The following is a 26,467-nucleotide window of genomic DNA, read 5'->3' as shown; positions in this document are numbered from 1 at the left end:
AGCAGGAGAGACGGGTGGCGGCAAGCATGACGGTGTCGGGCGGGGACGAGTACGACGTGATCGTCGTCGGTGCCGGGCCGGTCGGGGAGAACGTGGCCGATCAGGTCGTCCGCGGCGGCCTGACCGCGCTCATCGTCGAGCGGGAGCTGGTCGGCGGCGAGTGCTCCTACTGGGCTTGCATCCCGAGCAAGGCCCTGCTCCGCCCGGTCGCCGCGCTCGCGGAGGCACGCCGCGTCGACGGTGCCGCCTCCGCGGTCCGGGGCGGCCCGAACGCGGAGCAGGTGCTGGCCCGCCGGACTGCGTTCACCCACAACTGGTCGGACGACTCCCAGGTCGGCTGGCTCGACTCGGCGGGCATCGCGCTGGTCCGCGGCACCGCCCGGCTGGTCGGCGAGCGGCTGGTCGAGGTGCGGACCCGCGACGGCGGCGTCCGGCGGGTCACCGCACGGCACGCGGTCGTCCTCGCCACCGGGAGCAAGCCCACCGTGCCCGACGTCCCCGGGCTGGCCGAGGCCGACCCGTGGACCAGCCGGGACGCCACGTCGGCCACCGCGGTGCCGGACGAGCTGGCGATCCTCGGCGGCGGTGTCGTCGGCTGCGAGATGGCGACCGCGTTCGCGGCGCTGGGCAGCCGGGTGACGCTGGTCGCCCGGGGGAGCGGTCTGCTGCCCCGGCTCGAGCCGTTCGCCGGTGAAGCGGTGGTCACCGGCCTGCGGAACGCCGGGGTCGACGTCCGGCTCGGTACGACGGTCACCACGGTCGAACGCGACGCGGCAGGCGTCCGGATCGAATTGACGGATGCCGAGGGGACCCGCACCGTCCGCGCGGACGAGGTCCTGGTCGCGACCGGCCGGGCACCGGCCGTCGACGGGCTGGGCCTGGAGGCAGCAGGCGTGCACGGGCTGACCATCGACGACAGCTGCCGAGTCGAGGGCGTCGACTGGCTGTACGCGGCCGGCGACGTGAACGGGCGCGCGCTGCTGACCCACATGGGCAAGTACCAGGCCCGAGCCTGCGGCGCCGCGATCGTGGCCAGGGCGGGCGGTGCGGCGGCGGAACCGGCGGCCTGGAGCCGGTACGCGGCCACCGCCGATCACGCGGCGGTGCCGCAGGCGGTGTTCACCGACCCGGAGGTCGGCGCCGTGGGCCGCACCGAGGCCGAGGCTCGCGCGGCCGGGCTGTCGGTGCGGGCGGTGGAGTACGACCTCGGTCAGGTGGCCGGTGCGTCGCTGTACGCGGACGGGTACACCGGCCGGGCGAAGCTCGTCGTCGACACGTCCCGTGACGTGATCGTCGGCGCGACGTTCGTCGGCGCGACGGCCGCCGAGCTCGTGCACGCGGCCACCGTCGCGATCGTGGGCGAGGTACCGCTGGACCGCCTCTGGCACGCGGTGCCCTCGTTCCCCACGATCAGCGAGGTGTGGCTGCGCCTCCTGGAGGCGTACGGACGGTAGTTCTCAGGCGGCGGGCGTGGAGAGGCGGGCCGCGAGGGTGCGGCCGGTCTCGGCGGCGCTCAGGTGGGCGGCCTCGAGGGACTCCGCGGCCAGCGGGCGCAGCTCCGCCATCGCCGGGTTGACCTCGGCCAGCGTCAGCTCGGCCTCGACGATCTCCAGGTCGAGGTTCCACATGTCGGCGAACACCCGCCGCAGGTACGGGGTGTTGTGGTCCCAGCCCTCCCGCGGGGTGCCCGGCCCGTAACCGCCGCCGCGCACGGTGACCAGGACGGCCGGACGTCCGGCGACCGCCGGGGTCGCGCCGGGTCCGAACGCCGGGGTCGTGAGCAGCGTGTCGATCCACGACTTCACGTGGTGCGGGATCGCGTAGTTGTAGAGCGGGATCGCGAACAGGTACGCGTCCGCGGCGAGCAGCTCGTCGGCCAGCGACGACGCCATCGCGACCGCGCCGTGCTGCGCGGGCGTGCGCTCCTCGGCCGGCGTCATCCCGGCGCTGACCGCGGTCGCCCAGGTGCTGGCGGGCAGCAGGTCGGACGCGAGGTCACGACGGACGATCCGGGCGTCCGGGTGCTCGGCTTGCCACGCGGCCTGCACGGTGTCGGCGACCGCCCGGCTGACCGAACCCTGGGTGCGGATGCTGGCGTCGAGACGGAACAGGGTCACGGAAACTCCTCGAACGAAGGGTGCTATCTGCTGTGCCAAAGATAGTATTGCCAACAGACGATCTGAATGACAACCCTTCTGTGATCTTGTCGAGAGCCCGTACGATGAAACGCATGGCCGCGGTCCCCACCTCCGAGCCGCCCACGGTTCCGCTCAGCGACGACCTCGGCTGGGCGCTCGGTGTGCTGTTCCGGGCCTACGCCAAGGCCGCGAAGATGGCGATGTCCGGCGTCCCCGGCGGGCCGCGCGGTTACCAGGTGCTGGCCACGTCCGTGCGCAACACCCCGGGCACCCAGCTGGCGCTCGCGCAGCAGCTCGGCGTCGACCGGACGGTGATGACCTACCTGCTCGATGATCTGGAGAAAGCCGGGCTCGTGACTCGGCAGCCCGATCCGGCCGACCGGCGCGCGCGCCGGATCGTCGCGACCGACGCGGGGCGGGCGCTGCTCCAGGACCTCGACGCGCGCCTCGACCAGGCCGAGAACCACCTGCTGGCCGGTCTCCCCGGCGACGACCGGGCGGAGTTCCGCGCACTACTGCAGCGGCTGGCGGCGCACGTCAACGTGTCCGACCCGATCAACAACCCCTGTCAGGCGGTCGACGAGATGACGGCGTCCGACGCCGACGCCTGCTGATTCGCGCCTACCAGGAGCTGCTGCGGCCGTTCGCCGTGCCCAGCGCCAGCTGTCCCGCGGACGGCGTCGCCGGCCCGAGGTCCCCTTCACGGTAGTGGCGGCGGCAGAGCACCTGGTAGCGGACCTCCGGCGGTGCGGCGGTCTGTCCGGCGGACGCCGTGTCGGCCACCAGGATCTGGTCGCCGGTCCGCGTCACCACGCCGTCGACGACGCGGGCGTTCTGCTGGCCGGGCCTGCCGCACCAGCAGAGGACCTCGACCTGCAGCCGGATCAGCTCGTCGGCCAGCTCGAACAGCCGCCTGCTGCCCGGGAACAGCTCGCTGCGGAAATCGGTGGCCAGCCCGAACGCGTACACGTCGATCCCGGCGCCGTCGGCCAGATCGGCGGCCTGCTCGATCTGCTCCGGTGCGTAGAACTGGGCTTCGTCGCAGATCAGGTAGTCCACCCGGCGGCCCGCGCTCCACTCGCCCCGCACCACCTCGTGCAGGTCGGTGCCGTCGAGCACCTCGGTGGCGTTCGCGGTGAGGCCGACCCGGCTGGAGATCCGGGCGGTGCCGGCCCGGTCGAGCTTGGTGAGCAGCAGGCCGTGCCGCCCCTGCCGGGCGTGGTTGTGGTTGATCTGTAACGCCAGCGTCGACTTCCCGCAGTCCATCGGCCCGTAGAAGAAACGCAGCGTCCCCGGCGAGCCGGTGGGGACGCGGACGGAACGTGCTGACGCCATCAGAGCAGCTTAGGCGGGGTGTTTCCGGCCGCGACGATCGCCCGGCGCATCGGCACCGCGAGCAGCAGCAGGAAGCCCACGACGAAGAACACGATCAGCGACAGGATCGCCACCCGGTAGCTGTCGGTCAGCTGGTAGGCCAGGCCGAACAGCAGCGGACCCATCCAGCTCGTGCCCTTGTCGCTGATCTCGTAGAGGCCGTAGTACTCGGCCTCCTTCCCTTCCGGGATGAGCTGGCTGAACAGCGACCGGGACAGGGCCTGGCTGCCGCCGAGCACGAGCCCGATCGCGGCACCCAGCGCGACGAACGGCAGCGGGGCACGGGCGGGCACGAAGTACGCGGCGGCCAGGACGACCGTCCAGAGCACCAGGCTGAGCAGCACCGACTTCCAGGCCCCGATCCGGCGGGCGAGCGCCCCGAGCAGCAGCGCGCCGCCGAACGCCAGGAACTGGATCATCAGGATCGTCGGGACGAGCGCGGTCTGCTCCAGCTCCAGTTCCTCGGTCGCGTAGGTGGCCGAGAGCGTGATCACGGTCTGGATGCCGTCGTTGTAGATCAGGTACGCGGCGAGGAAGAGCATCGTCAGCGGCAGCCGCCCCAGCTCGCGCAGCGTCCGCGCCAGCTGGGTGAAGCCGGCGAACACCGAGCGGCTCCTGGCCGTCTCGACCGGCGGCCGGTCGCGCAGCGGACGGATCGCGAAGACCGCGAACACCGCCCACCACAGCCCGGCCGAGACGATGCTCCAGCGGGCGACGTCACCGGTGGACCAGCCCAGGCCGTCGCCCGCCAGCACCGCGACGACGTTGAACAGCAGCAGGAGCCCGCCGCCGAGGTACCCGATCGCCCAGCCGCGGCTGCTCACCGCGTCCCGTTCGTCGGGGTCGGCGAGCTGCGGCAGGTACGAGTAGTAGACGACCTGCGCCGAACCGAATAGCACGTTGGAGACCACGAGCAGGAGACCGCCGAGCAGGTAGCGGTCGCCGGTGACGAACAGCATCGCGAACGTCGCGGTCGCGCCGAACGCGGCGAGCCAGGCCAGCAGGCGCTTCTTGTGCCAGGACCGGTCGGCGTAGGCGCCGACGATCGGGAAGAACAGCACCTGGGCGACGACCGACACCGACAGCGCGTACGCGAAGAACGAGCCCGGCGCCACCGGGATGCCGAACGGGTGCAGATCCCCGCACACCTGTCCTTCCTCGGCGCAGCCCGCCGCCCGCTCCGCGACCGAGGTCAGGTACGGGCCGAGGAAGACCGTGATGACCGTGGTGTTGTACGCCGAGGCGGCCCAGTCGTAGAAGTACCAGCCGCGGCGTTCCTGCACGGTGGATCTTTCGACCGTGTCGGTGGTCACGATGCGCGTCCTGATCGTTCAGGCGGCCCAGTGGCCGCGGGCGGTGAGGACGGCGCGGAGAACGTCGATCCGGTCGGTCATGATGCCATCCACACCGAGATCGAGCAGCCGATGCATGGTGTCCGGGTCGTCGACGGTCCAGACGTGGACGTGCAGCCCGAGGCGGTGTGCGGCGGTGACGAAACGGGCGTCCATCACCCGGACGCCTTTGTGCCGGATCGGTACCTGGGCGGCACACACACCGGGCGCGAACCGGGGCCGGGCGCCGGTCAGCGACGCGACCTTCAGCCGGGCGACGTCCCGGGGGCCCAGGCTGGTGGCCACCGCCGGACCGAACGCGGCACGGATCCGGGCCAACCGGGCGTCGGAGAACGAACCGATACAGACCCGGTCGAGCGCGTCGTGTTTCCGGAGTGCGGTGATCAGCGGCTCGACGGTGTCATCGGCTTTCACGTCGATGTTGATCCGCAGTTCCGGCCAGGTGTCGAGCAGCTCGTCGAAGAGCGGGACGCGTTCGGTGCCACCGATCCGCGCCGCGCGGACCTCGCTCAGCGGCAGCGCGGAGATCCGGCCGGTCCGGTCGGTGACCCGGTCGAGCGTCCGGTCGTGGAACGCCACCAGCGCGCCGTCGGCGGTGGCGTGGACGTCGGTCTCCACATACCGGTAGCCGGCGTCCACCGCGCGGGCGAACGCGGTCATCGTGTTCTCGTACCCCTCGGCGGCACCGCCGCGGTGGGCGAACGCGAGCGGTCGGGGAGCGTCCAGGAACGGGGGCGGCACGCGGTCCAGTATCACCGTCGGTGCTGCCCCGGTCTCACCGGCGGTACGCCGGTACTCGGCCCGGCGCAGGTCGCGTCGGGGAACCGACGATGCGGATCCGTCGGCTTCTCCGGCCCCGATAAGGTGACCGGCGAAAGGGGGAGCCTCATGCGCGTGCTGGGTATCGACTTCGGCACGTCGAACACCGTGGCGATGCTCCGCACACCCGACGGTCGGGTTCGGCCACTGTTGTTCGACGGTTCACCGTTGCTGCCGTCTGCGGTGTATCTCGGGACGGACGGCAGGATGGTGGTGGGCCGAGACGCCGAGCGGAACGCGCGGGTCGACCCCTCGCGGTTCGAACCGAACCCGAAACGACGTGTCGACGACGGAACGATCTTCCTCGGCGATCGCGAGCTTCCGGTGACCGACGTGTTCGCGACCGTGCTCGGCACCGTCGCGACCGAGGCCCGCAGGCAGATCGGCTCGCTCCCGGACGAGGTGCGGATGACGCACCCCGCGCGGTGGGCCGAGCGGCGCCGCAACGCGCTCATCGAGGGTGCGGTGCGGGCCGGGTTACCCCGTCCCAAGCTGATCGCCGAGCCGGTCGCCGCGGCGTCGTACTTCACCGCCGAGCTGCAGACCTCGGTTCCGGTCGGACGCTCGCTGGCGATCTACGACCTCGGTGGCGGAACGTTCGACGCGACGGTCGTGCGGCGTACCGCGGCCGGCTTCGAGGTGCTCGCCGAGGGCGGCCTGCCCGACGTCGGCGGCGTCGACTTCGACCACGCGGTGATCGAGCACCTCGGCCACGTCTACTCGCGCACCAACGGTGACTTCTGGCAGCGCCTGCAGAACCCGCTGGACGCCACCGACCGCCGGAACCGGCGGATGCTCTGGGAGGACGTCCGCGGGGCCAAGGAGATGCTCTCCCGGACGACCAGCGCCGACATCCACCTCCCGGCGATGGAGATCGACGCGCACCTCACGCGCGACGAGCTGGAGCGGCTGATCCGCCCCTACCTGGAGCGGACCGTCAACTGCCTGACGACGACGATCACCGAGGCGCACCTGACGCCCCGCGACCTCGTCGGCATCTTCCTGGTCGGCGGGTCGAGCCGGATCCCGCTGGCCGCGCACCTCATCCACAGCCAGCTGCAGGTGGCGCCGACCGCGCTGGAGCAGCCGGAAACCGTCGTCGCCGAGGGCAGCCTCCGGGTGGGGACGCTCCCCGGCGAGGACAGCGCCCGCACCACCGGTCGCCCGGTGTCGGCTCCGGTGCCCCCGCGGTCCGGTCCGCCGATGCGTCCGGCCACCGGTCCGCAGGTGTCCGGCGCCGGTGCCGGCCGCCCGGTCGCCGCGCCGACGCGCCCGGTGAGCGGCCCGCCGCCGCACGTGCAGCGGCCGCCGTCCGGCCCGCCGGCCAGCCCGGCCGGACCGATGCGGACGCCGATGCCGCCGCGGGTGGCCAACCCGGTACCGCCGCGCCCGGCCGCACCGGTGCCGCCGAAGCCGGTTCCGGCGCAGAAGAAGAGCTGGTATCAGGAGCCCGCGGTCGTGGTGACGCTGATCGTCGCGCTGGTGCTGCTGCTCGGCTTCTTCATCGTCCTGTGCCTGGCGATCGGCAGCTCCGCCGAGGACGATCCGTCGACCGGCAGCACGTACGGCCTGGGGACCACGACGGCACTGGAGTGACTTCAGACGACGAAGGGCCCCGGAAACGGGGCCCTTCGTCGTTGCGTCAGGGCCGCGGGCAGAGGCAGAACGGGTGGCCCGCCGGGTCGAGGAGGACCCGCCACTTCTCCGCGCCGGGCTGGAACTCCGGCGTGGTGGCGCCCAGCGTGTGGCACCGCGCCTCGGCGGCGTCCACGTCGTCGACGTAGAGATCCAGGTGGAAGCGCTTGGAGGAGTCGCTGTCCGGCCAGGCCGGTGCGCGGTACTTCTCGACCAAACCGAACCCGATCGGCGCGACGCCGTCCACACCGGAGCTGATCATCGCGTACTCGTCCTGCCGGTGGACGACCGGCCAGCCGAGGACCGCGCCGTAGAAGTCGGCGAGCGCGCCCGGGTCGGGGGAGTCGAGGCTGACCATGGCCAGCGTTGCCGTGTCGGACATGAGGAACAGGCCTTCCGTCGTCGGTGAACTACCGGACGGAGGTCAGCCTGCTGCCCGTACCTGCCATCTTCTGTCAGGTACGGGCGGGCACCTCAGCCGGCTCAGGCGGGCGGACCCCAGAGCCGGGCGAGGTTCCGCACGGCCGGGTCCTCGCTGGCGACGAGATCCTGGTAGGCGGCGTCGGTCGGGTCGCCGACCAGCGGTGGTTCGCCGAGCGCCGCCCGGAGATCCTCCGCACCGCCCTCCGGCGTCGCCGGGACGCTGTCGCCGGTCACCGGCACGTCGGCAGGCGCACCGTCGTCGCCCAGCAAGCCGGTGTCGACCCACGGCGGGCCACCCGCGGGTTCCGGGACCTCGACGCTCGCCAGGTCGGGCAGGTCGAGCCAGCCGCCGTCGCCACCCTCGCCGGACGGCAGGTCGGGGTCGGCGCCCAGACCGACCGGCTCGTCGTCCCCGACGCCCGGGACCGTTTCCGGATCCGCGTCCGGGCTCTCACCGGCATCGGCCGGAGCCGGCTCGGCGGGCAGGTCCTCCTCGGAGGTGTACTCCGCGTCGAAGTCCACCGCGTCCGACCCGATCGGGTGCTCGTCGTCGGCGGGCCACCCGGCGTCCTCGCCGTCCAGATCGACGGTGTCGTCCTCCCAGGAGCCCCCGGCGTCTCCCACCCCGAGCGGCTCCTCCGAGCCGTCGGAGAAGCTCTCGTCGGCCGCGCCGTCGTCGGGCAGGTCCTCGGGGAAGTCGTCGCCTACGTGGCCGTCCATGAGCCCCTCACGCCTTTCCGGCAGCGGGCTGCGGCGCCCCGGAGGCGCTCGCCGGCACGGTGATCTTCGTCGCGGCCTTGGCCTTGCCCAGCACCTCGTCGAGCGCCTTGATCCGGGCCCGGATCCCGTCCCGGTCGCTCTGCAGCGCGGTCCGCTTCTTGGCCCGGTTGGCCTTGTCGTCGGCGAGCGCCTTGTCGATCTCGGCGATCTGCGCGTCCAGTTGCTCGACCCGGCGCTCGACCGCCTCGTCCAGCGCGACGGTGAGCGCGTACTGCAGGTCCGTGAACCGGTGCGAGATCTCCTCGGCGATCGACGCCCTGGCCTCGTTCAGCACCTCCCGCAGCCACATCTTGGCCTGCTGCCGGTCGTTGCCGACCCGGCGGCGGTAGAGCATGAACGCGCCGGCCGCCAGGCCGACGCCGAGACCGATCACCGGAACCGCGAAGCCGGCGGCGGTACCGGCCAGCAGCGCGCCCGCGCCGGTGAAGCTCAGGTTACCCAGCAGCGACGCGGTACCGACCGCACCGGTGATGACCAGCGCCTGGTCACCGCCTCCGCCGTCCCGCTGCGGGCGGGCCGACGCGACCGCGCGCAGCCGGGCGTTGAGGCGCGCCAGGATCTGCGAGAGCTCGGCGTCCGAGAAGACCTCGCGCAGGATCTGGACGCCGATCTGCCGGAAACGGCGCTCCATCTCGGCCGAGATCCGCAGCGCGATCGCCTGCAGCGCCTGGTCGACATCGGTCGGCAGCCGCTTGATCCGCTCGCCGTTGGCCTTCTCGACGATCGTCAGGTAGTGGTCCTGCGCCTTGCTGATCTCGCTGCGCAGCAGGGCGGTCGCGTCGGTGCGGGCCCGCTGGACCTCGGTGTTGAGCGACAGCGTCCAGGTGCGAGCGTCCTTGCGCTTGCGCTGGACGAACTCGGACCGCTCGGTCTTGAGCTTCTCAGCCGCGCCCGGGTCCGGGTCGACCGCCCGCATCCGCTCGCCGATCTGGGTGTCCAGGCCGACCAGCTCCGAGCGCACGGTGCGCAGCATGTTCGCCTGCACGAGCACGCCGTTGCGGACCGCGACCTGCCGCTGGAGCGCGTTGCGCAGCTCGGCGACGCGCGACTCCTTGCGTACCTCGTCGGCGGCCTCCGGAACCGGCATCTGGTCGGCCAGTTCGGCCAGCCGCGCCGAGACCGGGAAGAACGCGGCCTGGGCGAACCGGGGGGCGTGCGTGTGCAGCAGCGCCTTGTCGTCGTCCAGGACCGTCCGCCAGCCGGGGAACGCGTCGGTCTTCGTCAGCGCGAACATCACCAGGTTGACCCGCTTGCTGGCCTCCAGCAGGAAGTCCAGCTCCGGCTTGGAGAACGGCGAGGACGCGTCGACGACGAACAGCAGCGCGGTGGCCTTGGCGACGGCGTCCAGCGCGATCTCGGCGTGGGTGGAGTCCAGGCCGCCGACGCCCGGGGTGTCGATCAGCGTGATGTGCTTGAGCAGCGGCGCGGTGTGGAACACCTGGATCCGGCGGGGCGGACGCTGCCCGTCGGGCATCGCGCCGAGCACCGTGCCCCAGTCCCGCAGCGCGTCCAGCGCGAGCGGGTGTGGCCCGGCGTCGCCCGGCACGTGCGCGACCGCCCGCGGCGGCTCGCCCGCGGAGAACTCCAGGTACGCGCTGGTCGCCACGGCGGCGTCGACCGGGGACAGGTTCGGCGCCGCCAGCAGCGCGTTGATCAGCGAGCTCTTGCCCCGCTTGGTCTCGCCGACGACGACCACGGTCGGGTGACCGACGTCCGCGCGGCGGATCTGGTCGATGTCGGCGGCCAGGTCCGGGTCGAGGCGCCGGAGGTGGCCGAGCCCGGTGTCGACCGCGCCCCGGATCTGCTCCTCGACCGCGCGGAGCGCGGCGGCCTGGTCGGGCTTGGCTGCGGGGGTCGCGGCCGGTGCGCCGCCTGCGGGGGCGGTCATCGGACGTCCGCCTGGTAGACGGTGACCACCGGCGCGCGGACCACCTGGCCGCGGTCGGTGTAACCGGAGATCTCGACCGCGGCGATCGTCCCGGACAGCGAGCGATCGTTGGTCGGCGTGGTACCGCCGGCCTCGTGCCGCGCGGTGTCGAACGGCTCGCCGGCCGGCCGGTCCTCGACCACCCCGACCTCGTTGAGCGCCCAGGCCAGCCGGTCGGCGATCGCCTTGCTGGTCGCCCGGTCGCGGACGTAGATGCAGGTCTCGACGAGCGTCTTGCGCTCCCGGGTGACGCGGCCCGTCTCCGGTGCCTGGACGTCGGTGAGGACGGCGTGTGCCCCGGTCGCCGATCCCACGGAGTGTACGGACGAGAGCGGCTGACCGATCCCGACACCGGCACCGCTGCCGGGCGCACCCGGCACCCCGCTCACCGGACGACCGGCTGCGGTCTCCCCGTCGGTGCGCGGCACGAACAGCGCGACGCCGCCGACGATCGCGCCGGTGAACAGCGCGCCGAGGAACCCGACCACCGCGGTCAGCACGGAGAAGCCGCTGCAGTCGCCGTCGTCGGTGAGCGTGAACGCCTCGTTGATGCCGGGAAGCGTGCCCTCGTTGGTGTTGTCCGGCTGCGGCGAGACGTCGTTGTTCGGCCCACCCTGGCCGCCCGGCTCGTCGGGCGACGCGCCTTCGGCGGTGGGTGCCTCGGCCGGTCCGGCCGGCCCACCGGGGCCGTCCGACGGCGCGGTCGTCGGTGCGGTCGACACGTTGGACGCGGGGGCGGGCGCGACGTCGTCGCACCCCGGTCCGCCAGCGACAAAACCGGTGACCAGGCCGGTCAGCACAGCCAGGACAAGGGTCAGCCCGGCCACGATGAGCCGGACGAAGCTGGTCGGCATGGTGGGGGTACTCCGTTCGGCAAATTCGAAGGGGGTCGAGTCAGGAGGCGGTAGCGCGGACCCGCTGCGAGAGCAGGTAGAACCCGCGGTGGGCGACGTGGGCGATGCGGGCCTGGGCAGGGCTGGCGCTGGCCACCGCGAACGTCCGCCACCGGGTGGCGGCCTCCAGCGCGGCCTGGGCGAGCTGCGGGTTCGGCGCGCCGGCCAGCTGCAGGATCCAGCCGGGGTCGTCGGAGAGGGCGAGCCGGGTCAGCTCGGACTCCATGCCCGTGGGCAGCTCGACCGCGCCGGTGGTGACCTGCTGGGCCACCTCGAGCAGCCGCAGCTGGTGGTACTCGGGCTGCTGGAGGAGCCGCTCGACGGCGTCCCGGAGCAGTTCCCGGTCGGCGGGGCGTTCGGCGCGCGCGGCGACCTGCTCCAGCGTGGTCAGCGCCCAGCCGGCCTTGATCGCGTCGGTGCGCCAGCGGAACGCCTGGTCGAGCGTCTGCCGGACGCGGGGGAAGCCGGACGCCCGGTAGAGCCGGCGGATCAGCTCGCCGGTCGCCAGCGTGGGGTCGGCCGCGAGCGAGGCGACCGCGAACTGGATGCCGTAGAGGTCGAGCAGGCGCAGGAGGCGCTCGCGCTGCTCGGCCGGGATCTCGCACTCGCGGGTGGTGAACAGGTCGACCGAGGCCATCAGCACCGCCCGGTCGACCGCGGGCAGCGCCGCCAGCGCACGCAGGCTCTCGCAGTCCGCCGCGGTCAGCCGGCCGGCCTCGGTGGTCTCGGCGAGCAGCCCGACCACCGGGACGACGTCCGCGACCTGCCGGCGCAGCGCCTGGGCCTGGGTCTCGGCGAGCGGACCGGCCACCGGCCAGGGGTCACCGCCGCCGCCGAGCTTGTCCACCTTGTTGAACAGGCCGAGGGAGTTGATCGGGTTGGACGAGAGCCGGGCGGAGATCGAGCGGAAGGCTTCCAGCGCTTCCAGGTCGTCCTCGCGCACCGACTGGGTGAAGACGTAGATGATCGCCTCGGCGCCGGACAGCGCGCTCTGCGAATCCTGGTCGAGATCGTCGTCGACCGGGTTGTCGTTGAACAGGAACCGCCTGGTTCCGTCGCTGACCTGGGAGTTGGTGGAGCTCAGACCGGGGGTGTCGACGACCGTCAGGTCACGCAGCCGGTCGCTGGCCAGGGTGACGTCCACGTAGGACACCTCCTGGCGCGGGATCCCCAGGCGCTGCGGGATCATGCCCGACTCGTCCAGCGGCAGGCTGACCCGCAGTCCGTCCCGGCGGACGACGTCGACCCGGTCGGCGGGCCCGTACCGGAACTGCGTCACGAGCCGCGTGCACTCGCCCACCTCGGTGGGTGCGACCCGGCGTCCGATCAACGCGTTCACCAGCGTCGACTTACCGGCCTTGAGCCGTCCGGCGATCGCCACCCGCAGCGGCTCGCCGAGCCGCCGGGACAAATCGGCGACCGCTACGCCGGTGCCACCGCCGAGCCGGGGACCGACCTCCCGGCAAAGTCCGGCGACGCGCTGGCTCAGCGGACCTGGCCCCACTGTGTTCTCCCTCTCGTGCAATCTCGTTCGTGCGATTCACCGCGCCTGACTAGGCCTCTCTGATCATGCCGGTGCCGGGCCCGCAGTGATCACTGCGGGCCCGGCAGCGGGGTGGATCAGGCGCTCGCCAGGTCCGGCGCACCCGTACCGGCAGTCTCGGTGCCGGACGGAGCGGTGGTCTCGGTGTCCCACTGACCGTCACCGTCCGAGTCGGTGTAGGCCACGTCGGCCGTGCCGTCGGCGTTCGTGTCGACGTAGGCCACGTCGGCGACACCGTCGTTGTTCGTGTCCGCCACTGCGGTGTCGATGATGCCGTCACCGTCGGTGTCGGCGGCCGCGTAGTCGGCGTCACTGTCGCCGTCCGCGTCGTACGCCACCGCGTCGACCCGGCCGTCGTTGTTGGTGTCCACACCCACCGCGTCGGCGTCGTTGTCGCCGTCGGTGTCGACCAGGACGGTGTCGTACGCGCCGTCGTTGTTCGTGTCGACGACCTCGTACGCGGTGCCGTCGCTGTTCGTCACCAGGTAGCCGTCGGCGCTGCCGTCACCGTCGTAGTCGACCTGCTCCGCACCGTCCGGGGTGCCGCCGTCGTAGCTGGCGTCGTCGACGTCGCTCATCGGGAAAATCCTCCTGTAGTGGTTGCGTTCAGGGTGCTCCCGGAACCCTCGTGCGCCGGGGGCTGTGTCGGGGGTTTGACTGTGCACGATTCGTAGCACTGACCCTAGGCATATCCTGCCGCCGCACCATCCCTACTTCGTGCCAGTCCAGCGGGCCTCGCAGGAGGGGACGGATGGGGGGAAACGACGCAGCAGTGCGGGAGGAAAAGCGGTGGTCGACGCCGACGGGGGAACGCCGGCGGGCCGAGACGGGCTCGGTGTCCTACTGACACACCCGGGGCTGGTGGTGCTCGCGGGTGGGCCGGGAGTCGGCCGCACTACTACTCTCCGTGTGCTTGCGGACGAGTTCCGTGGTCCTGTGTTCCACGGCGGTGGTTTGGCTACGTTGCGTCACCTGCCGGGAATGGCGTTGGCGCGCGCGGTGCGCGCCCGCCTGCCCGACCGGGATGCTCCGCTGGCCGCGGAGGCGGTCCGGGCCCGGGTCGGGGAAGGCCTGCTGGTGGTCGACGACGTGCACCACGCTGACCCGCTGTCACTGGCCGTGCTCCCACTGCTTGCGGACGTCTGCCGGGTGCTGGTCGCTATTCGGACGCCGGGCGGCCTGCCATCGGGGGCGGAGGAAGCGTTGCGGGCGGCCGCCACCCGCTGGACCGTGCTGACCGGACTCCCCGCCGTCGAGGCGCGTGCGCTGGCTCGCCAGTCGGCGCCCACACTGGACGATCGCGCTCTGGACGCCGTCCTCGCCCGCGCCGGGGGGAACCCGCTCGCGGTCCGGGTGCTCGCCGGCCGGGCGGCCCAGGGCGGGATGCCGACCGCCGAACCGGGCGCCGTCGACGAGGACACCGCCACTGGCGCGCTCGACCGGGCCGTGGCCGCCGCGGTCGCCGACCTGCCCCGCCCCGCCCGGACCGCGCTCGCCGCGCTGGGACTGCTCGGCCGGCCGGCGTCACCGGTGCTGCTCGGGCCCGGCGTCCCGGAACTGGCCGACGCGGGCTGGGTCACGGTGGACGGCGACGTGGTCACGCCGAGCCCGCGCTACCTCGCCGAGGTCGCCGCAGCCGTCCTTCCGGACTCCGAGCGCACCGGCCTGCACCGCAGGCTGGCGGATCTGCTCGGTGGCCTGGAGTCCGCCCGGCACAGCGCGGCGGGCGGCGACGCGGCGGCGGCCTACCGCACGGCGCTCGGCGCGGTCCGCTCCGCGACCACGGTCGGCGACCGCGCGGCGGCGCTGCTGCTCGCGGTCGACGCCGCGGTGAGCGCCGGTGAGGTGCCCACCGGTCCGGACGGCAGCCGCCCGCGGTCGCTGATCGCACTCCGGCTGGAGGCCGCCGAAGCCGCACTCGCGGTCGGCGACACCGCGGGGTGTCGCCGGGTGCTGCCCGGCGACGAGCCGATGGCGCCGGGTGACCGGGTGCGCACCGCGGTACTGCGCGCGGAGGCGTTACTGCAGGCCGGTGCGGTGGCGGACGCGCTCGACGCGGTGTCGGCGGTGCCCGCGGACGGGGTCCACGAGACGCTGCGGGCCGAGCACACCCGGGTGACGCTGCTCGCCGCGCTGGGCGCCGACGCGGCCGGAGCACCGGCGCGGGCCGCCGCCGTTCCGCCGGGCCTGGCCGAAAGCCCGGCGGTTCGGGTCGCGCTGGCGGCACTCGGTGCCCGGGATCGTCGCGACGGCTGGGTCGACGAGCTCTCGGCCGCCGCGACCGCCGCGCTCGCCGACGGCCGCCCGGTCGACGCCTGGTGGAGCGGGTGGCTGCTCACCGAGCACCTGCTGGCCGACGGGCGGATCGCGGAGGCGAACGCGGTGGCGGACCAGTACCGGGCCGCGTGCGCCGGGCAGCTCGCCTACAGCTGGGAGACCCGGTTCGCGGCCGCCGAACTCTGGTGCGGTGCGCTGCTCGGCCTCGACCTCGACACGGTCGTCCGGGGTGCGGTCGACCTGCTCGACCGCACGCTGCCTGGTCCGGCCCGCAGTTACGCGCTCGCCGCCGCGTCGCTGGCGCTGGCCGACACCGGCGCGCTGGCGCCGGCCAGGACGCGGCTGGATCGGGACCCGGCCGGCCGGATCGACGCCGCGCGTGGCCTGGGGCCGGAGGTCGTGCGCTGGGTCGACCACGAGGTCGCCTGGCTCGACGGCCAGCCCGACCGGGCGCTGGACACGGTCGGCGGTGGTTCGCTCGCGGGTGGGCTGCGCGCGGTGACCGCCCAGTGGGCGCGGCACGACCTGGGTGACCCCGAGCCGGGGGAGGGCGCCCGCCATCGGCTGCTGCCGGTTCGGGCGACGCTGTCCGCGTGGGCGGGCGTGGAGGGGAGTACGCCGCCCGCCACCGCGTTCGAGGCCGCCGCGGCGCTCTGGCAGGGCAGCGCTCTGCGGGAGCAGATCCGCTGCCTGCTCGCCGCCGGTCTGTCCACCCCGGACGCCGACCGCGCGGTGCCGCCGCTGCTGGCGGCCGAGAAGTACGCCGAGCACGCCGGGCTGACCGTGCTGCTGGGCCGGGTCCACCGGGCGCTGCGCCGGTTCGCGGTACGCCGCGCGACGATCGACCGCAGCCGCACCAGCACGCTGACCGCCCGGGAGCGCGAGGTGCTGGCGCTGGTCGCGGCCGGGGAACCGACCCGGCGGATCGCGGGCCAGCTCGGGATCTCCCGGGAGACCGTCGAGACGCACGTCCGGGCGGGGATGCGCAAGCTCGGCGCCCGGACCCGGACCGAGGCGGCGACGCTGGTCTTGGCGGGTAGCTCATCCCTGGCAGGCGCAGAGTGAGTCGGCCGCTGTACGTGCTGCGGACGGCCGCGGACCTCGCGCTGGTGGTGCGCCGGCTGGCGTCCGAGGGTTGGGCGGTCCGGACCGGGCTGGCCGTGCCGGACGAACCCTGGGACCTCACCGCGTCCCGGACCGTCGTCACCGGCCCGGTCGCCGACGACGAAGCGGTGGCCGGTGCGGTGCTGGCGGCGGCCCGCGGAGCGGGCGTCGTGGCGGTGGCCGACGTGGAGAGCCCGGCCGGGCAGGCGTTGCTCGCCGACCTCGCGCGGATCGGGCCGGTCCGCCGCGCGCCGCAGACCGGCGAGTCCGACGGTGCCGCCCGCGTCGTTCCGGAGGCCGACAGCAACGGGGACGGGTTGCCGCTCACCGCCGAGCAGCGGGCTCTGCTCGACCGGCTCGCGGCCGGTGACTCGATCGCGGCCGCGGCCGCCGCGGAGTTCCTGTCACTCCGGACCGCGAACCGCCGCATCGCCGCCGCCCGCGAAGCGCTAGGCGTCCGCACCACCCGCCAGGCCGTCATCGAGTACGTGAAGGCGGCCCGCCCAGAACGCCGCTGACGGAGCGCGGCCCTGGGCGGGCTCCAGGTCCGTGCTGAGGGTTTAAACACAGGCTCGGTCTCGGAAATCGGTGACGGCGCGGAGGGACTCGGCGTCGAGGAGCGTGGTGACCTCCTCGGGCACGCCGGTCGCGAGCGTCACCGTCGCCCGCAGCCGCACCTCGTCCGCGCGGGCCCGCTGCGCCTCCAGGCAGTCCGACGGCGCCCAGCGCAGCGTCGTCACCGCCGTGAGGCCGTCGGCGGCGAACCGCACCGGCAGCGGCGCGGCGACCACGACCAGGCCGGGCGTTTCGCTGCGGACCGCGCCGATCTCCTGCGGGCTCGCGCCGTGCAGGCGGAACCGCACCGGCTGGAGCAGTCCTCGTCGGACGATCGTCGGCGCACCCGCGGCCTGGGTGCTGACCCAGCGGTCGAAGTCCGCGTCGGCGCAGGTCCGCCGGGCCGCGGCGAGCAGCAGGCCGGCGTCGTCCGCGAGCCGCACCGGATGGGTCCGCGCGCCGCGGTGCGGTGTCTCCACGGTCGCGACGAGCGTGCCGGGCACGGTCTGCGGCCCGCCCCCCGCGCAGCCACCGGAGACCGCGAGCGTGAGCCGGACGTCCGCCCCCGGAGCGATCGCTACCGCCTCGCCGACGAGCCGCGACCGGAACCGGTCGTCGTCCAGCTGAGCCGCCCGGATCGTCACCGGGTGCGCGCCCAGGTTCGTCAGCACGACCGCCGCCGTCAGAGTCTCCCGCCCGCCGCCGGGCGTGCCCTCGACCACCCGCGCGGTCAGCTCCACCGCGTCCCGCCGTTCCAGTTCGTCCAGCCGGGCCTCGTACCCGTGAGTGAACACCGCACCCAGGACCACCCCGACGACCAGCGCGACTACCCGGCCCCGCGGCATCCGTGCCCAGCGGCCGAGCGGACGGGGGCGACCGTCCCGCACCATGTACCGAGGGTAGAACCGGTGAAGGAGGCCAAGGGTGCGGTTCGAGCAGTGGGATCCGGCGGTCTACATCCGGCGCCGGCCGGAGCGCGCCAGGCCGTTCGTCGAGCTGGTCGCCCGGATCGGTGCGGCACCCGACGACGTCCGGTCGGTGGTCGACGCCGGCTGCGGACCGGGATACCTGACCGCGACGCTCGCCGAGCGGTACCCGGAGGCGCAGGTCGTCGGGTTCGACTCGTCCGCCGCGATGATCACCGAGGCGCAGCCGCTGGCCCGCGCCGGGCTCCGGTTCGCGCTCGCCGACGTGAGCGAGTGGACACCGACACCGGACGTCGACGTGCTGGTCAGCAACGCGGTGCTGCACTGGATCGAGGATCATCCCGCGCTGCTGCGCCGCTGGGCCGACGCGCTCGCGCCGGGCGCCTGGCTGGCCGTCCAGGTGCCGGGCAACCAGCACGCCCCGTCGCACGCGGCGGTGCGGGAGCTCATCGAGGCACCGTCCTGGCGGAACCGGCTGGCCGGGACGAGCGAGTCCGGCCCGGTGCTCGAGCCGGTGGGTTACGCCGCGCTGCTCAGCGACGCCGGTTTCCGGGTCGACGCCTGGGAGACCACGTACCTGCACGAGCTGCCGGACGACGCTCCGGGCAGGCACCCCGTCCTCGGCTGGCTGGAGGGCACCACGCTCCGGCCGGTGATCGCCGCGCTGAGCCCGGACGAGTACGCGGAGTTCACCGCGGACCTCACCGCCCGGCTGACCGCCGCGTACCCGGTCGCCGACGGCCGGGTCTGGTACCCGTTCCGCCGCCTCTTCGTCGTCGCACAGAAGGGCACGCCGTAGGGGCGCCGAGCCGGTTGCCGACCAGGGCGTCCGGAACCGCCCGTAGGCTGACCGCGTGGGCGTTCTCCGTAAGGTCGGCCTGGTCCTGCACCCGGCGCGCGACTCGCAGCAGGCGATCCGGACCATCCTCGACTGGGCCCGGGGCAAGGGCGTCGAGGTGCTCGGGCTCAAGGAGGAGGTCCAGCGCATCGACTGCGAGGCCGTCGCGGTCGAGACAGCGGAGCTGGCCGCCGCCTGCGACCTGGTGATCAGCCTCGGCGGCGACGGCACGATGCTGCGCGCGATGCGGATGATGCACGGCCACCGTGGTGCGATCCTGCCGGTCAACCTCGGTCGCCTCGGCTTCCTCGCGGAGGTCGACGTTCCCGACCTCGCGGCCGCGCTGGGCCAGATCGACGCCGGCGAGTACCGGGTCGAGCCACGCTCCGCGGTCGCCGGCTCGGTGCCGGCCTGGTCCGCCGGCCTTACCGACGGCGGCCTCACGGAGAGCGGCCCCACACAGCTTTTGGCGTTCAACGACATCGCGCTGGTCCGGACGCCCGGCCACGGGCTGGCCTCGGTCGAGCTGAGCGTCGGCGGGCAGCCGTTCCTGCGCTACGCCGCCGACGCCGTCGTGGTGGCGACCCCGACCGGCTCGACCGCGTACAGCTTCTCGGCGGGCGGCCCGATCATCTCGCCGACCGTCCGCGGTCTCGTCGTCACCCCGGCGGCGCCGCACTCGGCGTTCAACCGGTCGGTCGTCCTGGACTGCGCGGAGACCCTCGCGCTCTCGGTCGAGCCGGGCAGCGGCGCGCTCGCCGTCGAGGTGGACGGCGTCGTGGCCGGCACCGCCGAACCCGGGACGACGCTCGAGCTGCGCACCGACCCCGACGCCGCCCAGGTCGTCCGGCTCGGCGAAGCCACGTTCTACCAGCGGGTCCGCCGCAAGCTCGGGCTGGTGGACGGCGCGTCCTACCGCTGATTCGGTGTCGGCGCGCGAACTCCGGGCAGGTCGCGCGCCGAACAGTCGGGGCACTCGTTCTCACGGATCCTTCGGGACGGTCGGCGCACTGGGCGCCGACCGTTTCGCCGAAGGAGCCTCACCATTTCGATCAAAAAGTTGCTTTTCGTACTGTTTTCGGTCATTGGCGTCGCGGTCGCGGGGGCCGGGACGACAGCCGTGGCGGCCGAGCCGGAGCCCACGTTCTCGGGTTACCTGATCAACCAGGGCACCGGCGAGTGCGTCACGCGCATCGACACCACCTCGGGCCACCAGCGCAGGGCCCAGCGGCGAGTCTGCGTCTACGACCCGTCCCAGGTCTGGCACGAGTCCAGCACCGTGACGTCCCCGAAGGGCGGCGGCGAACCGTACTTCCGGCTGGTCGACCGCCGCGGCACGTGCCTGGGCGCCAGCGAGTACGGCACGGCCAACACCTACACGTGCACCGGCCTCGACACCCGCGACCCGCGTCTGGACTGGTCCAGGCAGCCGGTCGGCCCCGGCACGTACCGGCTGGTCAACCTGGCCAGCGGCAACGTGCTCGCGGTCGACCCGAGCCACCACGGCTACCTGCAGGTGGTCCCGGCGTCGGCGGGCGACCCCAACCAGGTTTGGCACCTGCTCGGCGAAGACGCGATCTAGACGGCGAAAGCCCCTGCACCAGGGAGCGGTGCAGGGGCTCTCGGTCCGAACCCCGGCCGAGCGGAGGGGACGCTGGCCGAGGTTGGTCTCGGTGGCCGACCGTGATCAGGCGCGGGCCGCAATCAAGGGTCGAACCGTGATCCGGATCGAACCGGGATCAGGGGCGGTAACCGCGGCTCGGGCGGACCAGGCGGATGAGCATCAGCAGGGTCTGCAGGACGGTGACCACCGCGAGGAGCGACCAGCCGACGGTCAGCACCCGCTCCTGGAGCCACAGCGGGGCGTTCAGCCAGCCGAACACGGTCAGACCGGCGAGCACCGCGATGATCGCGACGGCGGTGATGATCCGGCCGGGGCCGTTCGACGCGCCGCGCTCGGCGCGAGCCTGGTCCTCCCAGCCGTCCCGCTTGATGCCGGCCAGCACGTTCGACCAGGACGCGGTGGTGCAGGCCAGGCGGAACCAGAGGTAGAACTCGACCGGGACGAGGAGCGCCGCGGTCAAGACGTCACCCATCGTGCGGTTCGGCACCCGCCACGCGACCCGCGCGTTGAGCAGCGACGCGACCACCGTCGGCGTGAGCCACCACCAGGACCAGACGAACTGGTGCACCATCAGCGAGAACGTCAGCAGGAAGAGGAACATCAGCCGGGTGACGCCGTTCGAGAGCAGCGAGAGCTGCTGACGCCACAGCGTGGCGGTCCACTTGGAGAGCGCCGGCTTGGCGAGCAGCCGCGCCATCCCCTCGTCCCACTTGCGGCGCTGCGCCCAGAGCGAGCGGACCGTGAGCATCGCCCCCGCGTGTGCCCGCGCGGTGGGGGAGACCAGCGTCTCGTAGCGCATCGCCCGCAGGTCGCCGGTGAGCTGCATGTCCTCGACCTGCGCGGACGCGTCCCAGGGCCCCGGGGTGTTGTTGCGCTCGGTGACCCGGCGTAACGCGTCGGCGTTGAAGAGCGACGCCTGGCCGCCGAGGACGTACGTCGTCCGGTTCTTCTGCAGCGCGTCCATCGTCCAGCTGGCGAACTCGAGCCGCTGCAGGCGGATCAGCAGACGGGCCATCGGGGTCGATCCCAGGCGCTGATCGAACGTGTACCGGGCCATCACGCCCCCGGCCCGCGGGGTGTTGGCGAGCTCTTCCTCGAGCTGCTGGAGGCAGTCCGGCGCGAGCTGGGTGTCGGCGTCGATGCCGGCGATGAAGTCGTAGCCGGCCTGCCAGCGGCGCCAGGCCTGGTTCAGCGCGCCGACCTTGCGGTCGTGGTTGTCGACGGTCCGCATGACCGTCACCCCACGGTAGCGGCGGGCGATCTTCTCGGTGTCGTCGGTGCAGTTGTCGGCGATGACGACGATCCGGTCGGGCACCCGGGACTGGGTGAGCAGCGCGTCGAGCGTCTTCGCGATCGTCGCTTCCTCGTTGTGCGCCGGGATCAGCACCAGCATCCGGGCGGTACGGCTGCGCGGCGGGCGGTAGCGCACCTCGTGGACGAACCGGTCGACCGAGCGCTTCGCGTCGCCGAGCCGGGCGGCCATCCGGATCGCGAACGACTCGTCACTCAGGTCGTTGGTCGCGGATCCGTACGGCACCGGCCTGGGTGCGATGACGATTTCCTTAGTCGGCACGGAGTTCCCCTCTCCTTCGCGGTGCGCCGTAGCGCGTTGTCACAGGCACAGACCCGCGACCCGCGCCGGAGATACGCGGAGTGGCCTGGATCACTTCACGGACTCTCAGGAACCCGCAGCGCTACAGTGCGCGCCGTGACCGCTCCGCTTGCCGACCGTCGTCCGGTCTGGTCGCGCCGCGTACTGCTGGCCGCAACGATCCTGTTCGGGCTCGTGTTGTTCTGGGACTGGGCGGTCTGCCGCTGGTGGTCACCCGCGCTGCCCGGGCTCGCCGGATGCGTGATCTGGTTGCAGTGGGGCCGGGCGGGCCTGCTACGGCTGCTCGCCGTGCCGCTGCTCGTCGTAGCCGCGCTCTGGTTCGGCGTCTTCGCCGCATTCGACGCGTCCGACCCGCCGGGCGACGCCCCACAACTGGCGGCGGAGATCCCGCCGGACGACATCGAATCGGACCCGGTCGACCTGGTCGACGAAGCCGAAGCCGAAGCCGTGTACACGGCAGATGCGTACGCCGTCTCGGTGGCGGCACCACCGATCGGCGGCCGGGACCTCGACGCCGTCGGGGCGGGCACCGCGGTGCTCGCGCTGGTCGGGATCGGCCTCCGCGGAACCGGCCGATCGCTCCGGCGTCCGACCTGGGGCGTGCGCGAGGTCCTGCTCGTCGCCGTGGCCGCGCTGCTGGGCTGGGTGAGCACCTGGGCGTGGGGCGTGGAGGTGCGCGAGGGACCCACCGAGGTCGTCCGCGACGGCTCGTCGGCATCGTGGAGCAGCACGACCGACATCGAGGTGCTGCCGGCGTGGGGCGTGCCGTGGTGGGCCGGGATGATCGCGCTCGGACTCGCCGGGATCGCGCTCTGGCTGGCCCGCTGCGGGCCGCCGGGCGTCCGGCCGCGGTGGCTCGCCGGGACGACGCTCGGCTTGCTGGTGGCCGCGCTGGTCGCCGGTCGGGTGGGGTCGGGTCCGGCGTTCGGCACGCTCGCCGGTCCGCTGGCGGCGAGCGCGCTCATCGTCCTGGCGGGGGTGCTCGTGGCCAGTGCACCCGCGGCCACGGCCGTCCGCGCGCTCCGCCGCCGAACGCGCCACGACCGCTGACGCGGTCAGGGGCGCTAGACCGGTCAGGCCGGGTCGGCGAACAAGTAGTGCAGGTAGCGCTGCGGGTCGGCGAGGAAGCGCCTGGTCCACTCGACCGGCTGGGCCTCGTCGTAGCTGACCGGGCTGATCGTGCCGCTCGCCTCGATCTGCAGGATCCGGGCGCCGGGTGACGCCAGCAGCACCGGCGAGTGGGTCGCGATCAGGAACTGCGAGCCGGCCTCCACCAGATCGCGGATCCGGGTGAGCAGCGCGAGGCAGCCCTGCACGGACAGCGCGGCCTCCGGCTCGTCGAGCAGGTACAGCCCGCGCGGCCCGAACCGGTGCGCGGCCAGATCGAGGAACGACTCGCCGTGCGAACGCTCGTGCAGGCTCTGTCCGCCGTAGCCGTCGAACGATCCCAACCGCTCGATCTCGGTCGCGACGTTGTAGAACGACTCGGCCCGGAGAAAGAACCCGGTGCGCGGTTTCGACACTCCGCGGACCAGCTGCAGGTACTCGCCCAGCGAGGACTCGGTGGCCCTGGTCGCGAACCGGAAGTTCCGCGACCCGCCCTCGGGATTGAACCCGGCCGCCACCGCGATCGCCTCGACCAGCGTCGATTTCCCGCTGCCGTTGTCACCGACCAGGAACGTCACCGCGGGGTCCAGCTCGAGGCGCCCGGCGTCCCGGAGCGCGGCGACCACCGGCAGCGTGAACGGGTAGCGCGGCGGTCCCGGCGGTGCGTCGGCAAGCTCGACCCACCGGAGGAACCCGCCCCCGGACCTCGGACGACCGGCCATCACCACCCCCTCGCTCGCGACCGTACCGAGGCTCGGACGATCACCACTGCGGCGGCGGCGGATAGCCGGCGAACAGCGCCTTCACATCGGCCCGGTTCAGCACGATCAGCGCCCACACCCCGACCGGGATGCTCACCAGGAAGCAGCAGGACAGCGGCACCAGCGCCGCGATCGCCCCGACGATGCCGAACGTCCGGGACTTGCCTCGCAGCAGGACGATGCCCGCGGCCAGGATCACGGCGCCCAGCGGAAACGACAGCAGCGAGGCGGCGACCGCGGTCAGGTAGCCGGCTGCCTCCGCGTCCGACGAGATCGTCGAACCGTTCTGTCCCAGGCGAGCCACCCGGCTGCAGCACGCGAGCAGGCCGAGCAGTAAGTCGAGCCCACCGACGACGATGAGCCCGATGGCGACCTGGTGTACGGCGGTCCGCGCGGGCGAAGGGGGAAGGTCGGACATCGGGCGACCTTATCGAGCCCGTGAACCTTTCTCCGCGGCGATCCGTGGGTTCATCGTTCACTCGGCCGTTCGACTGAAGACCGCGCTGCCAACCCGCCCTACCTGCAATGCAATTCCCGCAGACGTACGGCGGAGCCGTGCTGCGTGCTTCGCGTCTACGTCAGTCGACCGATGTCTCCTCACGCTGAGTAGACGAGCGTAACCACCAGCGACGGAACCCTCACGGGCACCGTCTGTGAGGAAGGTGGAGCGCTGATGGCCATTTACACGACCTTGGACGCGACGCCGGCACCCGTTGCCGACGTGTTCCGTCTCCCCGCGGCCCTGTCCGAACCGACCGTCGCGTCGGCACTGGCCGAACCGATCGTCGCCAGCAAGAGTCTCGAGTTCTCCCCGATGGCTGTCGGCGCGATCATCGCGCTCGCCGGCCTCGACCTGGTCGGCAGCTACTGCGCGATGCGCTACATGGACAACGGTCACCAACTCTGGTGGTCGGCCGGCGCGATCGCGTTCCTCGGACTGTTCGCCGTCTACGCGGCGAGCCTGCAGTGGGCCGAGCTGGGCACGGTGACCCTCGGCTGGATCGTCTTCCTCCAGGTCGGCGTCCTGATCATGGACAAGATGGCCAACGGCGTCGTGGTGCCGGCGGGGAAGTGGGCGGCGATGGCCGCGATCTTCGCGCTGATGACCTACATGATCCTGGCGCCCAACGGTAAGTCCACCAAGTCCGCATCGATCGCCCCCTCCCCGAGCGCCGGCCCGTCCGGCGCCGTCGGCGGCACGGCGGTCATCGGTGAAAGGACGGCGAACCGATGACCGCCGTTGCCCTCCCGTCCGGTGACCGGCCCGTCCTGTACGACGCCGCTCACGGCTCCGCCCCGCTGGTCGACGCGATCATCCGGTACCGCGGGTGTGAGACCGGGGCGCTGCACGTCCCCGGTCACGCCGGCGGCCGTACGGTCGGACCCGGCCTGCGCAACCTCCTCGGCAGCACGTTTCTGGCGTCCGACGTCTGGCTGACCCCGGCCGACGCGACCACGGCCCGCCGCGAGGCCGAGGCGCTCGCCGCCAAGGCCTGGGGGTCCGACGAGGCGTTGTTCCTGCTGGACGGCTCGTCCGGCGGCAACCGCGCCGTGCACCTGGCACAGCAGCAGAACCCGGGTGCCGACCACGTCGTCGTCGCCCGCGACAGCCACACCTCCACGCTGGCCGGACTGGTGCTGTCCGGCGCGACGCCGCACTGGGTGACGCCGCGGCTGGACCAGGGCGGCTTCGGCATCAGCCTCGGCATCGACCCGATCTCGCTGGACCGCGCGCTCACCGACCTGGCCGCGACGGGACACCGCGCGAGCCTGGTGAGCATGGTCAGCCCCGGGTACGCCGGTGCCTGCTCGGACGTCCGGGCGCTCGCCGCGGTCGCGCACCGCCACGACGCGCCGCTCTTCGTCGACGAGGCCTGGGGTGCGCACCTGCCGTTCCACCCCGACCTGCCGGAGAACGCGATCTCCGCCGGGGCCGACGTCGCAGTGACCTCGGCCCACAAGATGCTGGCCGCACCGTCCGGTGCGGCGCTCATCCTGGTCCGTGGCGAGCGGATCGACGCCGGCCGGATCGGCCGCACGGTCCAGATGACGCAGACGACCAGTCCGCTGCTGCCGGTCCTGGCCAGCATCGACGAGGCCCGGCGCACGATGGTCAGCCGCGGCCGGATCCTGCTCGACCGGACGCTGGACCTGGTGGCCGACGCGCGGCGACGGCTCGCCGCGATCCCCGGCGTCCGGGTCGCCGAGGCCGAAGACCTCGGTGTCCCCCGGGAGCGGTTCGACCCGCTGCGGCTGGTCGTCAGCGTCCGCGGGCTCGGCCTGACCGGCCTCGCTCTCGAAAAACTGCTGCGGACGCCGGGCCCCGGGCTCGGTACCAGCGGGCTACTCCACCCCGCAGTGGCCGTCGAGGGCTCGGACGAGAGCAACCTGTTCGTCGCGATCACCACGTGTACCTCCCCGGACGTGGTGGACGCGCTGGTCACGGCCCTGCGGACGCTCTCCTGCCGTCCCCGTCGGCGGCTGCGCCCGGCCTGGGACGGTCAGCTGGTGGCGGCGCTGCTCGCCCCGCGCGAGCAGGTCTGCACACCGCGCGAGGCGCACTTCGCGGCGACCGAGAACATCCCGCTCGAGCGGGCCGTCGGACGCACCAGCGCCGAGCCGATCACCCCCTATCCGCCCGGAGTCCCGGCGGTCATGCCCGGAGAGCGGCTCGACCGCGACGCGGTCGCCGCCCTCGAGCGCGCGGTCTCCACCGGCATGCACATCCACGGCGCCGCCGATCCGACGCTCGCCACGGTCAGCGTGCTGCGCGACTGAG

Annotated in this window: 25 protein-coding genes; 11 read left to right on the top strand and 14 right to left on the bottom strand. The window is 73.2% G+C overall.

Going from position 1 to position 26,467, the window contains the following annotated elements:
* Positions 1-26 precede the first annotated feature (26 nt).
* A complete protein-coding gene (locus BUB75_RS33335; RefSeq protein WP_073262807.1) occupies positions 27-1,454 on the top strand; it encodes an FAD-dependent oxidoreductase in 1,428 nt (475 codons plus the stop codon).
* Between the two features lie 3 nt (positions 1,455-1,457).
* On the opposite strand, the gene BUB75_RS33330 is transcribed toward BUB75_RS33335, so the two are convergent.
* Positions 1,458-2,117: an FMN-dependent NADH-azoreductase gene (locus tag BUB75_RS33330; protein ID WP_073262805.1), complete on the bottom strand. Its 660-nt coding sequence runs from the start codon at positions 2,115-2,117 to the stop codon at positions 1,458-1,460.
* Positions 2,118-2,230: 113 nt separating this feature from the next.
* Here BUB75_RS33330 and BUB75_RS33325 point away from each other — a divergent pair, with 113 nt between their 5' ends.
* Positions 2,231-2,752 (top strand): MarR family winged helix-turn-helix transcriptional regulator, encoded by a 522-nt coding sequence (locus BUB75_RS33325; protein ID WP_073262803.1) that lies wholly within the window; start codon positions 2,231-2,233, stop codon positions 2,750-2,752.
* A 7-nt stretch (positions 2,753-2,759) separates the two neighbouring features.
* Here BUB75_RS33325 and BUB75_RS33320 read toward each other — a convergent pair whose 3' ends face one another.
* From BUB75_RS33320 to BUB75_RS33310, 3 genes are read right to left on the bottom strand one after another with little or no spacing between them, the layout of a single operon-like run.
* Complete coding sequence (locus BUB75_RS33320) at positions 2,760-3,473, bottom strand: thymidine kinase (RefSeq protein WP_073262801.1); 714 nt, start codon at positions 3,471-3,473, stop codon at positions 2,760-2,762.
* On the bottom strand, positions 3,473-4,828 hold the full coding sequence (locus BUB75_RS33315) for an MFS transporter (protein ID WP_425430910.1): 1,356 nt from the start codon (positions 4,826-4,828) through the stop codon (positions 3,473-3,475). Before BUB75_RS33315 ends, BUB75_RS33320 begins: the two co-directional genes overlap by 1 nt.
* Before the next feature lie 15 nt (positions 4,829-4,843).
* Complete coding sequence (locus BUB75_RS33310; RefSeq protein WP_073262797.1) at positions 4,844-5,605, bottom strand: glycerophosphodiester phosphodiesterase family protein; 762 nt, start codon at positions 5,603-5,605, stop codon at positions 4,844-4,846.
* A gap of 147 nt (positions 5,606-5,752) precedes the next feature.
* Between BUB75_RS33310 and BUB75_RS33305 the strand changes: the two genes are divergently transcribed.
* Positions 5,753-7,279 carry an Hsp70 family protein gene (locus BUB75_RS33305; RefSeq protein ID WP_073262794.1) on the top strand — a complete coding sequence of 509 codons (1,527 nt, stop codon included), beginning with the start codon at positions 5,753-5,755 and terminating at the stop codon, positions 7,277-7,279.
* 46 nt (positions 7,280-7,325) lie between these two features.
* Here BUB75_RS33305 and BUB75_RS33300 read toward each other — a convergent pair whose 3' ends face one another.
* The 6 genes from BUB75_RS33300 to BUB75_RS33275 all read right to left on the bottom strand — a co-directional run bounded on the left by BUB75_RS33300 (position 7,326) and on the right by BUB75_RS33275 (position 13,462).
* A complete protein-coding gene (locus BUB75_RS33300) occupies positions 7,326-7,700 on the bottom strand; it encodes a VOC family protein (protein WP_073262792.1) in 375 nt (124 codons plus the stop codon).
* A gap of 101 nt (positions 7,701-7,801) precedes the next feature.
* Positions 7,802-8,461: a hypothetical protein gene (locus tag BUB75_RS33295; RefSeq protein WP_073262790.1), complete on the bottom strand. Its 660-nt coding sequence runs from the start codon at positions 8,459-8,461 to the stop codon at positions 7,802-7,804.
* Positions 8,462-8,468: 7 nt separating this feature from the next.
* Positions 8,469-10,409 carry a dynamin family protein gene (locus BUB75_RS33290; RefSeq protein ID WP_073262788.1) on the bottom strand — a complete coding sequence of 647 codons (1,941 nt, stop codon included), beginning with the start codon at positions 10,407-10,409 and terminating at the stop codon, positions 8,469-8,471.
* Positions 10,406-11,302 carry a nucleotide exchange factor GrpE gene (grpE, locus tag BUB75_RS47315; protein WP_084742021.1) on the bottom strand — a complete coding sequence of 299 codons (897 nt, stop codon included), beginning with the start codon at positions 11,300-11,302 and terminating at the stop codon, positions 10,406-10,408. Before grpE ends, BUB75_RS33290 begins: the two co-directional genes overlap by 4 nt.
* A 40-nt stretch (positions 11,303-11,342) precedes the next feature.
* Positions 11,343-12,845, bottom strand: a complete 1,503-nt coding sequence (locus BUB75_RS33280) for a dynamin family protein (RefSeq protein ID WP_084742018.1) — start codon at positions 12,843-12,845, stop codon at positions 11,343-11,345.
* A 116-nt stretch (positions 12,846-12,961) separates the two neighbouring features.
* Positions 12,962-13,462 (bottom strand): hypothetical protein, encoded by a 501-nt coding sequence (locus BUB75_RS33275; RefSeq protein ID WP_073262784.1) that lies wholly within the window; start codon positions 13,460-13,462, stop codon positions 12,962-12,964.
* Positions 13,463-13,838: 376 nt separating this feature from the next.
* On the opposite strand from BUB75_RS33275, the gene BUB75_RS33270 reads away from it, so the two are divergent.
* Together BUB75_RS33270 and BUB75_RS33265 are read left to right on the top strand one after the other, a co-directional pair.
* Positions 13,839-16,226, top strand: coding sequence for a helix-turn-helix domain-containing protein (locus BUB75_RS33270; protein ID WP_218617920.1), 2,388 nt, complete (start codon positions 13,839-13,841; stop codon positions 16,224-16,226).
* Positions 16,223-16,783 (top strand): LuxR family transcriptional regulator, encoded by a 561-nt coding sequence (locus BUB75_RS33265; protein ID WP_073262780.1) that lies wholly within the window; start codon positions 16,223-16,225, stop codon positions 16,781-16,783. Before BUB75_RS33270 ends, BUB75_RS33265 begins: the two co-directional genes overlap by 4 nt.
* Positions 16,784-16,825: 42 nt before the next feature.
* On the opposite strand, the gene BUB75_RS33260 is transcribed toward BUB75_RS33265, so the two are convergent.
* Positions 16,826-17,710 carry a hypothetical protein gene (locus tag BUB75_RS33260; RefSeq protein ID WP_143175566.1) on the bottom strand — a complete coding sequence of 295 codons (885 nt, stop codon included), beginning with the start codon at positions 17,708-17,710 and terminating at the stop codon, positions 16,826-16,828.
* Positions 17,711-17,744: 34 nt separating this feature from the next.
* Here BUB75_RS33260 and BUB75_RS33255 point away from each other — a divergent pair, with 34 nt between their 5' ends.
* From BUB75_RS33255 to BUB75_RS33245, 3 genes are all read left to right on the top strand, one after another.
* Positions 17,745-18,545, top strand: a complete 801-nt coding sequence (locus tag BUB75_RS33255; RefSeq protein ID WP_073262776.1) for a methyltransferase domain-containing protein — start codon at positions 17,745-17,747, stop codon at positions 18,543-18,545.
* A 55-nt stretch (positions 18,546-18,600) separates the two neighbouring features.
* Positions 18,601-19,506: an NAD(+)/NADH kinase gene (locus tag BUB75_RS33250; protein ID WP_073262774.1), complete on the top strand. Its 906-nt coding sequence runs from the start codon at positions 18,601-18,603 to the stop codon at positions 19,504-19,506.
* Between the two features lie 138 nt (positions 19,507-19,644).
* Positions 19,645-20,166 (top strand): RICIN domain-containing protein, encoded by a 522-nt coding sequence (locus tag BUB75_RS33245; RefSeq protein ID WP_143175565.1) that lies wholly within the window; start codon positions 19,645-19,647, stop codon positions 20,164-20,166.
* Between the two features lie 157 nt (positions 20,167-20,323).
* Here BUB75_RS33245 and BUB75_RS33240 read toward each other — a convergent pair whose 3' ends face one another.
* Positions 20,324-21,781, bottom strand: coding sequence for a glycosyltransferase family 2 protein (locus tag BUB75_RS33240; RefSeq protein ID WP_143175564.1), 1,458 nt, complete (start codon positions 21,779-21,781; stop codon positions 20,324-20,326).
* Between the two features lie 135 nt (positions 21,782-21,916).
* Between BUB75_RS33240 and BUB75_RS33235 the strand changes: the two genes are divergently transcribed.
* A complete protein-coding gene (locus BUB75_RS33235) occupies positions 21,917-22,870 on the top strand; it encodes a hypothetical protein (RefSeq protein ID WP_143175563.1) in 954 nt (317 codons plus the stop codon).
* Between the two features lie 23 nt (positions 22,871-22,893).
* On the opposite strand, the gene BUB75_RS33230 is transcribed toward BUB75_RS33235, so the two are convergent.
* Both BUB75_RS33230 and BUB75_RS33225 read right to left on the bottom strand, forming a co-directional pair.
* Positions 22,894-23,649, bottom strand: coding sequence for an AAA family ATPase (locus tag BUB75_RS33230; RefSeq protein WP_073262917.1), 756 nt, complete (start codon positions 23,647-23,649; stop codon positions 22,894-22,896).
* Positions 23,650-23,689: 40 nt separating this feature from the next.
* Positions 23,690-24,106, bottom strand: coding sequence for a hypothetical protein (locus BUB75_RS33225; RefSeq protein ID WP_073262767.1), 417 nt, complete (start codon positions 24,104-24,106; stop codon positions 23,690-23,692).
* A 255-nt stretch (positions 24,107-24,361) separates the two neighbouring features.
* On the opposite strand from BUB75_RS33225, the gene BUB75_RS33220 reads away from it, so the two are divergent.
* The gene (locus BUB75_RS33220) at positions 24,362-24,922 is read left to right on the top strand and encodes a hypothetical protein (protein ID WP_073262765.1); all 561 of its coding nucleotides are present in this window, start codon (positions 24,362-24,364) and stop codon (positions 24,920-24,922) included.
* The gene (locus tag BUB75_RS33215; protein ID WP_084742016.1) at positions 24,919-26,466 is read left to right on the top strand and encodes an aminotransferase class I/II-fold pyridoxal phosphate-dependent enzyme; all 1,548 of its coding nucleotides are present in this window, start codon (positions 24,919-24,921) and stop codon (positions 26,464-26,466) included. The genes BUB75_RS33220 and BUB75_RS33215 overlap by 4 nt, the downstream gene beginning before the upstream one ends.
* Position 26,467: the final 1 nt, after the last annotated feature.

Origin of the sequence: Cryptosporangium aurantiacum (assembly GCF_900143005.1) — a bacterium.
GTDB classification, from domain to species: domain Bacteria; phylum Actinomycetota; class Actinomycetes; order Mycobacteriales; family Cryptosporangiaceae; genus Cryptosporangium; species Cryptosporangium aurantiacum.
This window is presented reverse-complemented; position numbering and strand designations above follow the sequence as displayed.

Excerpts from the sequence above, each read along its gene's own strand:
- BUB75_RS33300 (WP_073262792.1), bottom strand. The coding sequence starts at position 7,700 with ATGTCCGACACGGCAACGCTGGCCATGGTCAGCCTCGACTCCCCCGAC.
- BUB75_RS33295 (WP_073262790.1), bottom strand. The coding sequence starts at position 8,461 with ATGGACGGCCACGTAGGCGACGACTTCCCCGAGGACCTGCCCGACGAC.
- BUB75_RS33325 (WP_073262803.1), top strand. The coding sequence starts at position 2,231 with ATGGCCGCGGTCCCCACCTCCGAGCCGCCCACGGTTCCGCTCAGCGAC.
- BUB75_RS33290 (WP_073262788.1), bottom strand. The coding sequence starts at position 10,409 with ATGACCGCCCCCGCAGGCGGCGCACCGGCCGCGACCCCCGCAGCCAAG.
- grpE (WP_084742021.1), bottom strand. The coding sequence starts at position 11,302 with ATGCCGACCAGCTTCGTCCGGCTCATCGTGGCCGGGCTGACCCTTGTC.
- BUB75_RS33215 (WP_084742016.1), top strand. The coding sequence starts at position 24,919 with ATGACCGCCGTTGCCCTCCCGTCCGGTGACCGGCCCGTCCTGTACGAC.
- BUB75_RS33260 (WP_143175566.1), bottom strand. The coding sequence starts at position 17,710 with ATGGTGCGGGACGGTCGCCCCCGTCCGCTCGGCCGCTGGGCACGGATG.
- BUB75_RS33230 (WP_073262917.1), bottom strand. The coding sequence starts at position 23,649 with ATGGCCGGTCGTCCGAGGTCCGGGGGCGGGTTCCTCCGGTGGGTCGAG.
- BUB75_RS33320 (WP_073262801.1), bottom strand. The coding sequence starts at position 3,473 with ATGGCGTCAGCACGTTCCGTCCGCGTCCCCACCGGCTCGCCGGGGACG.
- BUB75_RS33305 (WP_073262794.1), top strand. The coding sequence starts at position 5,753 with ATGCGCGTGCTGGGTATCGACTTCGGCACGTCGAACACCGTGGCGATG.
- BUB75_RS33275 (WP_073262784.1), bottom strand. The coding sequence starts at position 13,462 with ATGAGCGACGTCGACGACGCCAGCTACGACGGCGGCACCCCGGACGGT.
- BUB75_RS33225 (WP_073262767.1), bottom strand. The coding sequence starts at position 24,106 with ATGTCCGACCTTCCCCCTTCGCCCGCGCGGACCGCCGTACACCAGGTC.
- BUB75_RS33220 (WP_073262765.1), top strand. The coding sequence starts at position 24,362 with ATGGCCATTTACACGACCTTGGACGCGACGCCGGCACCCGTTGCCGAC.
- BUB75_RS33335 (WP_073262807.1), top strand. The coding sequence starts at position 27 with ATGACGGTGTCGGGCGGGGACGAGTACGACGTGATCGTCGTCGGTGCC.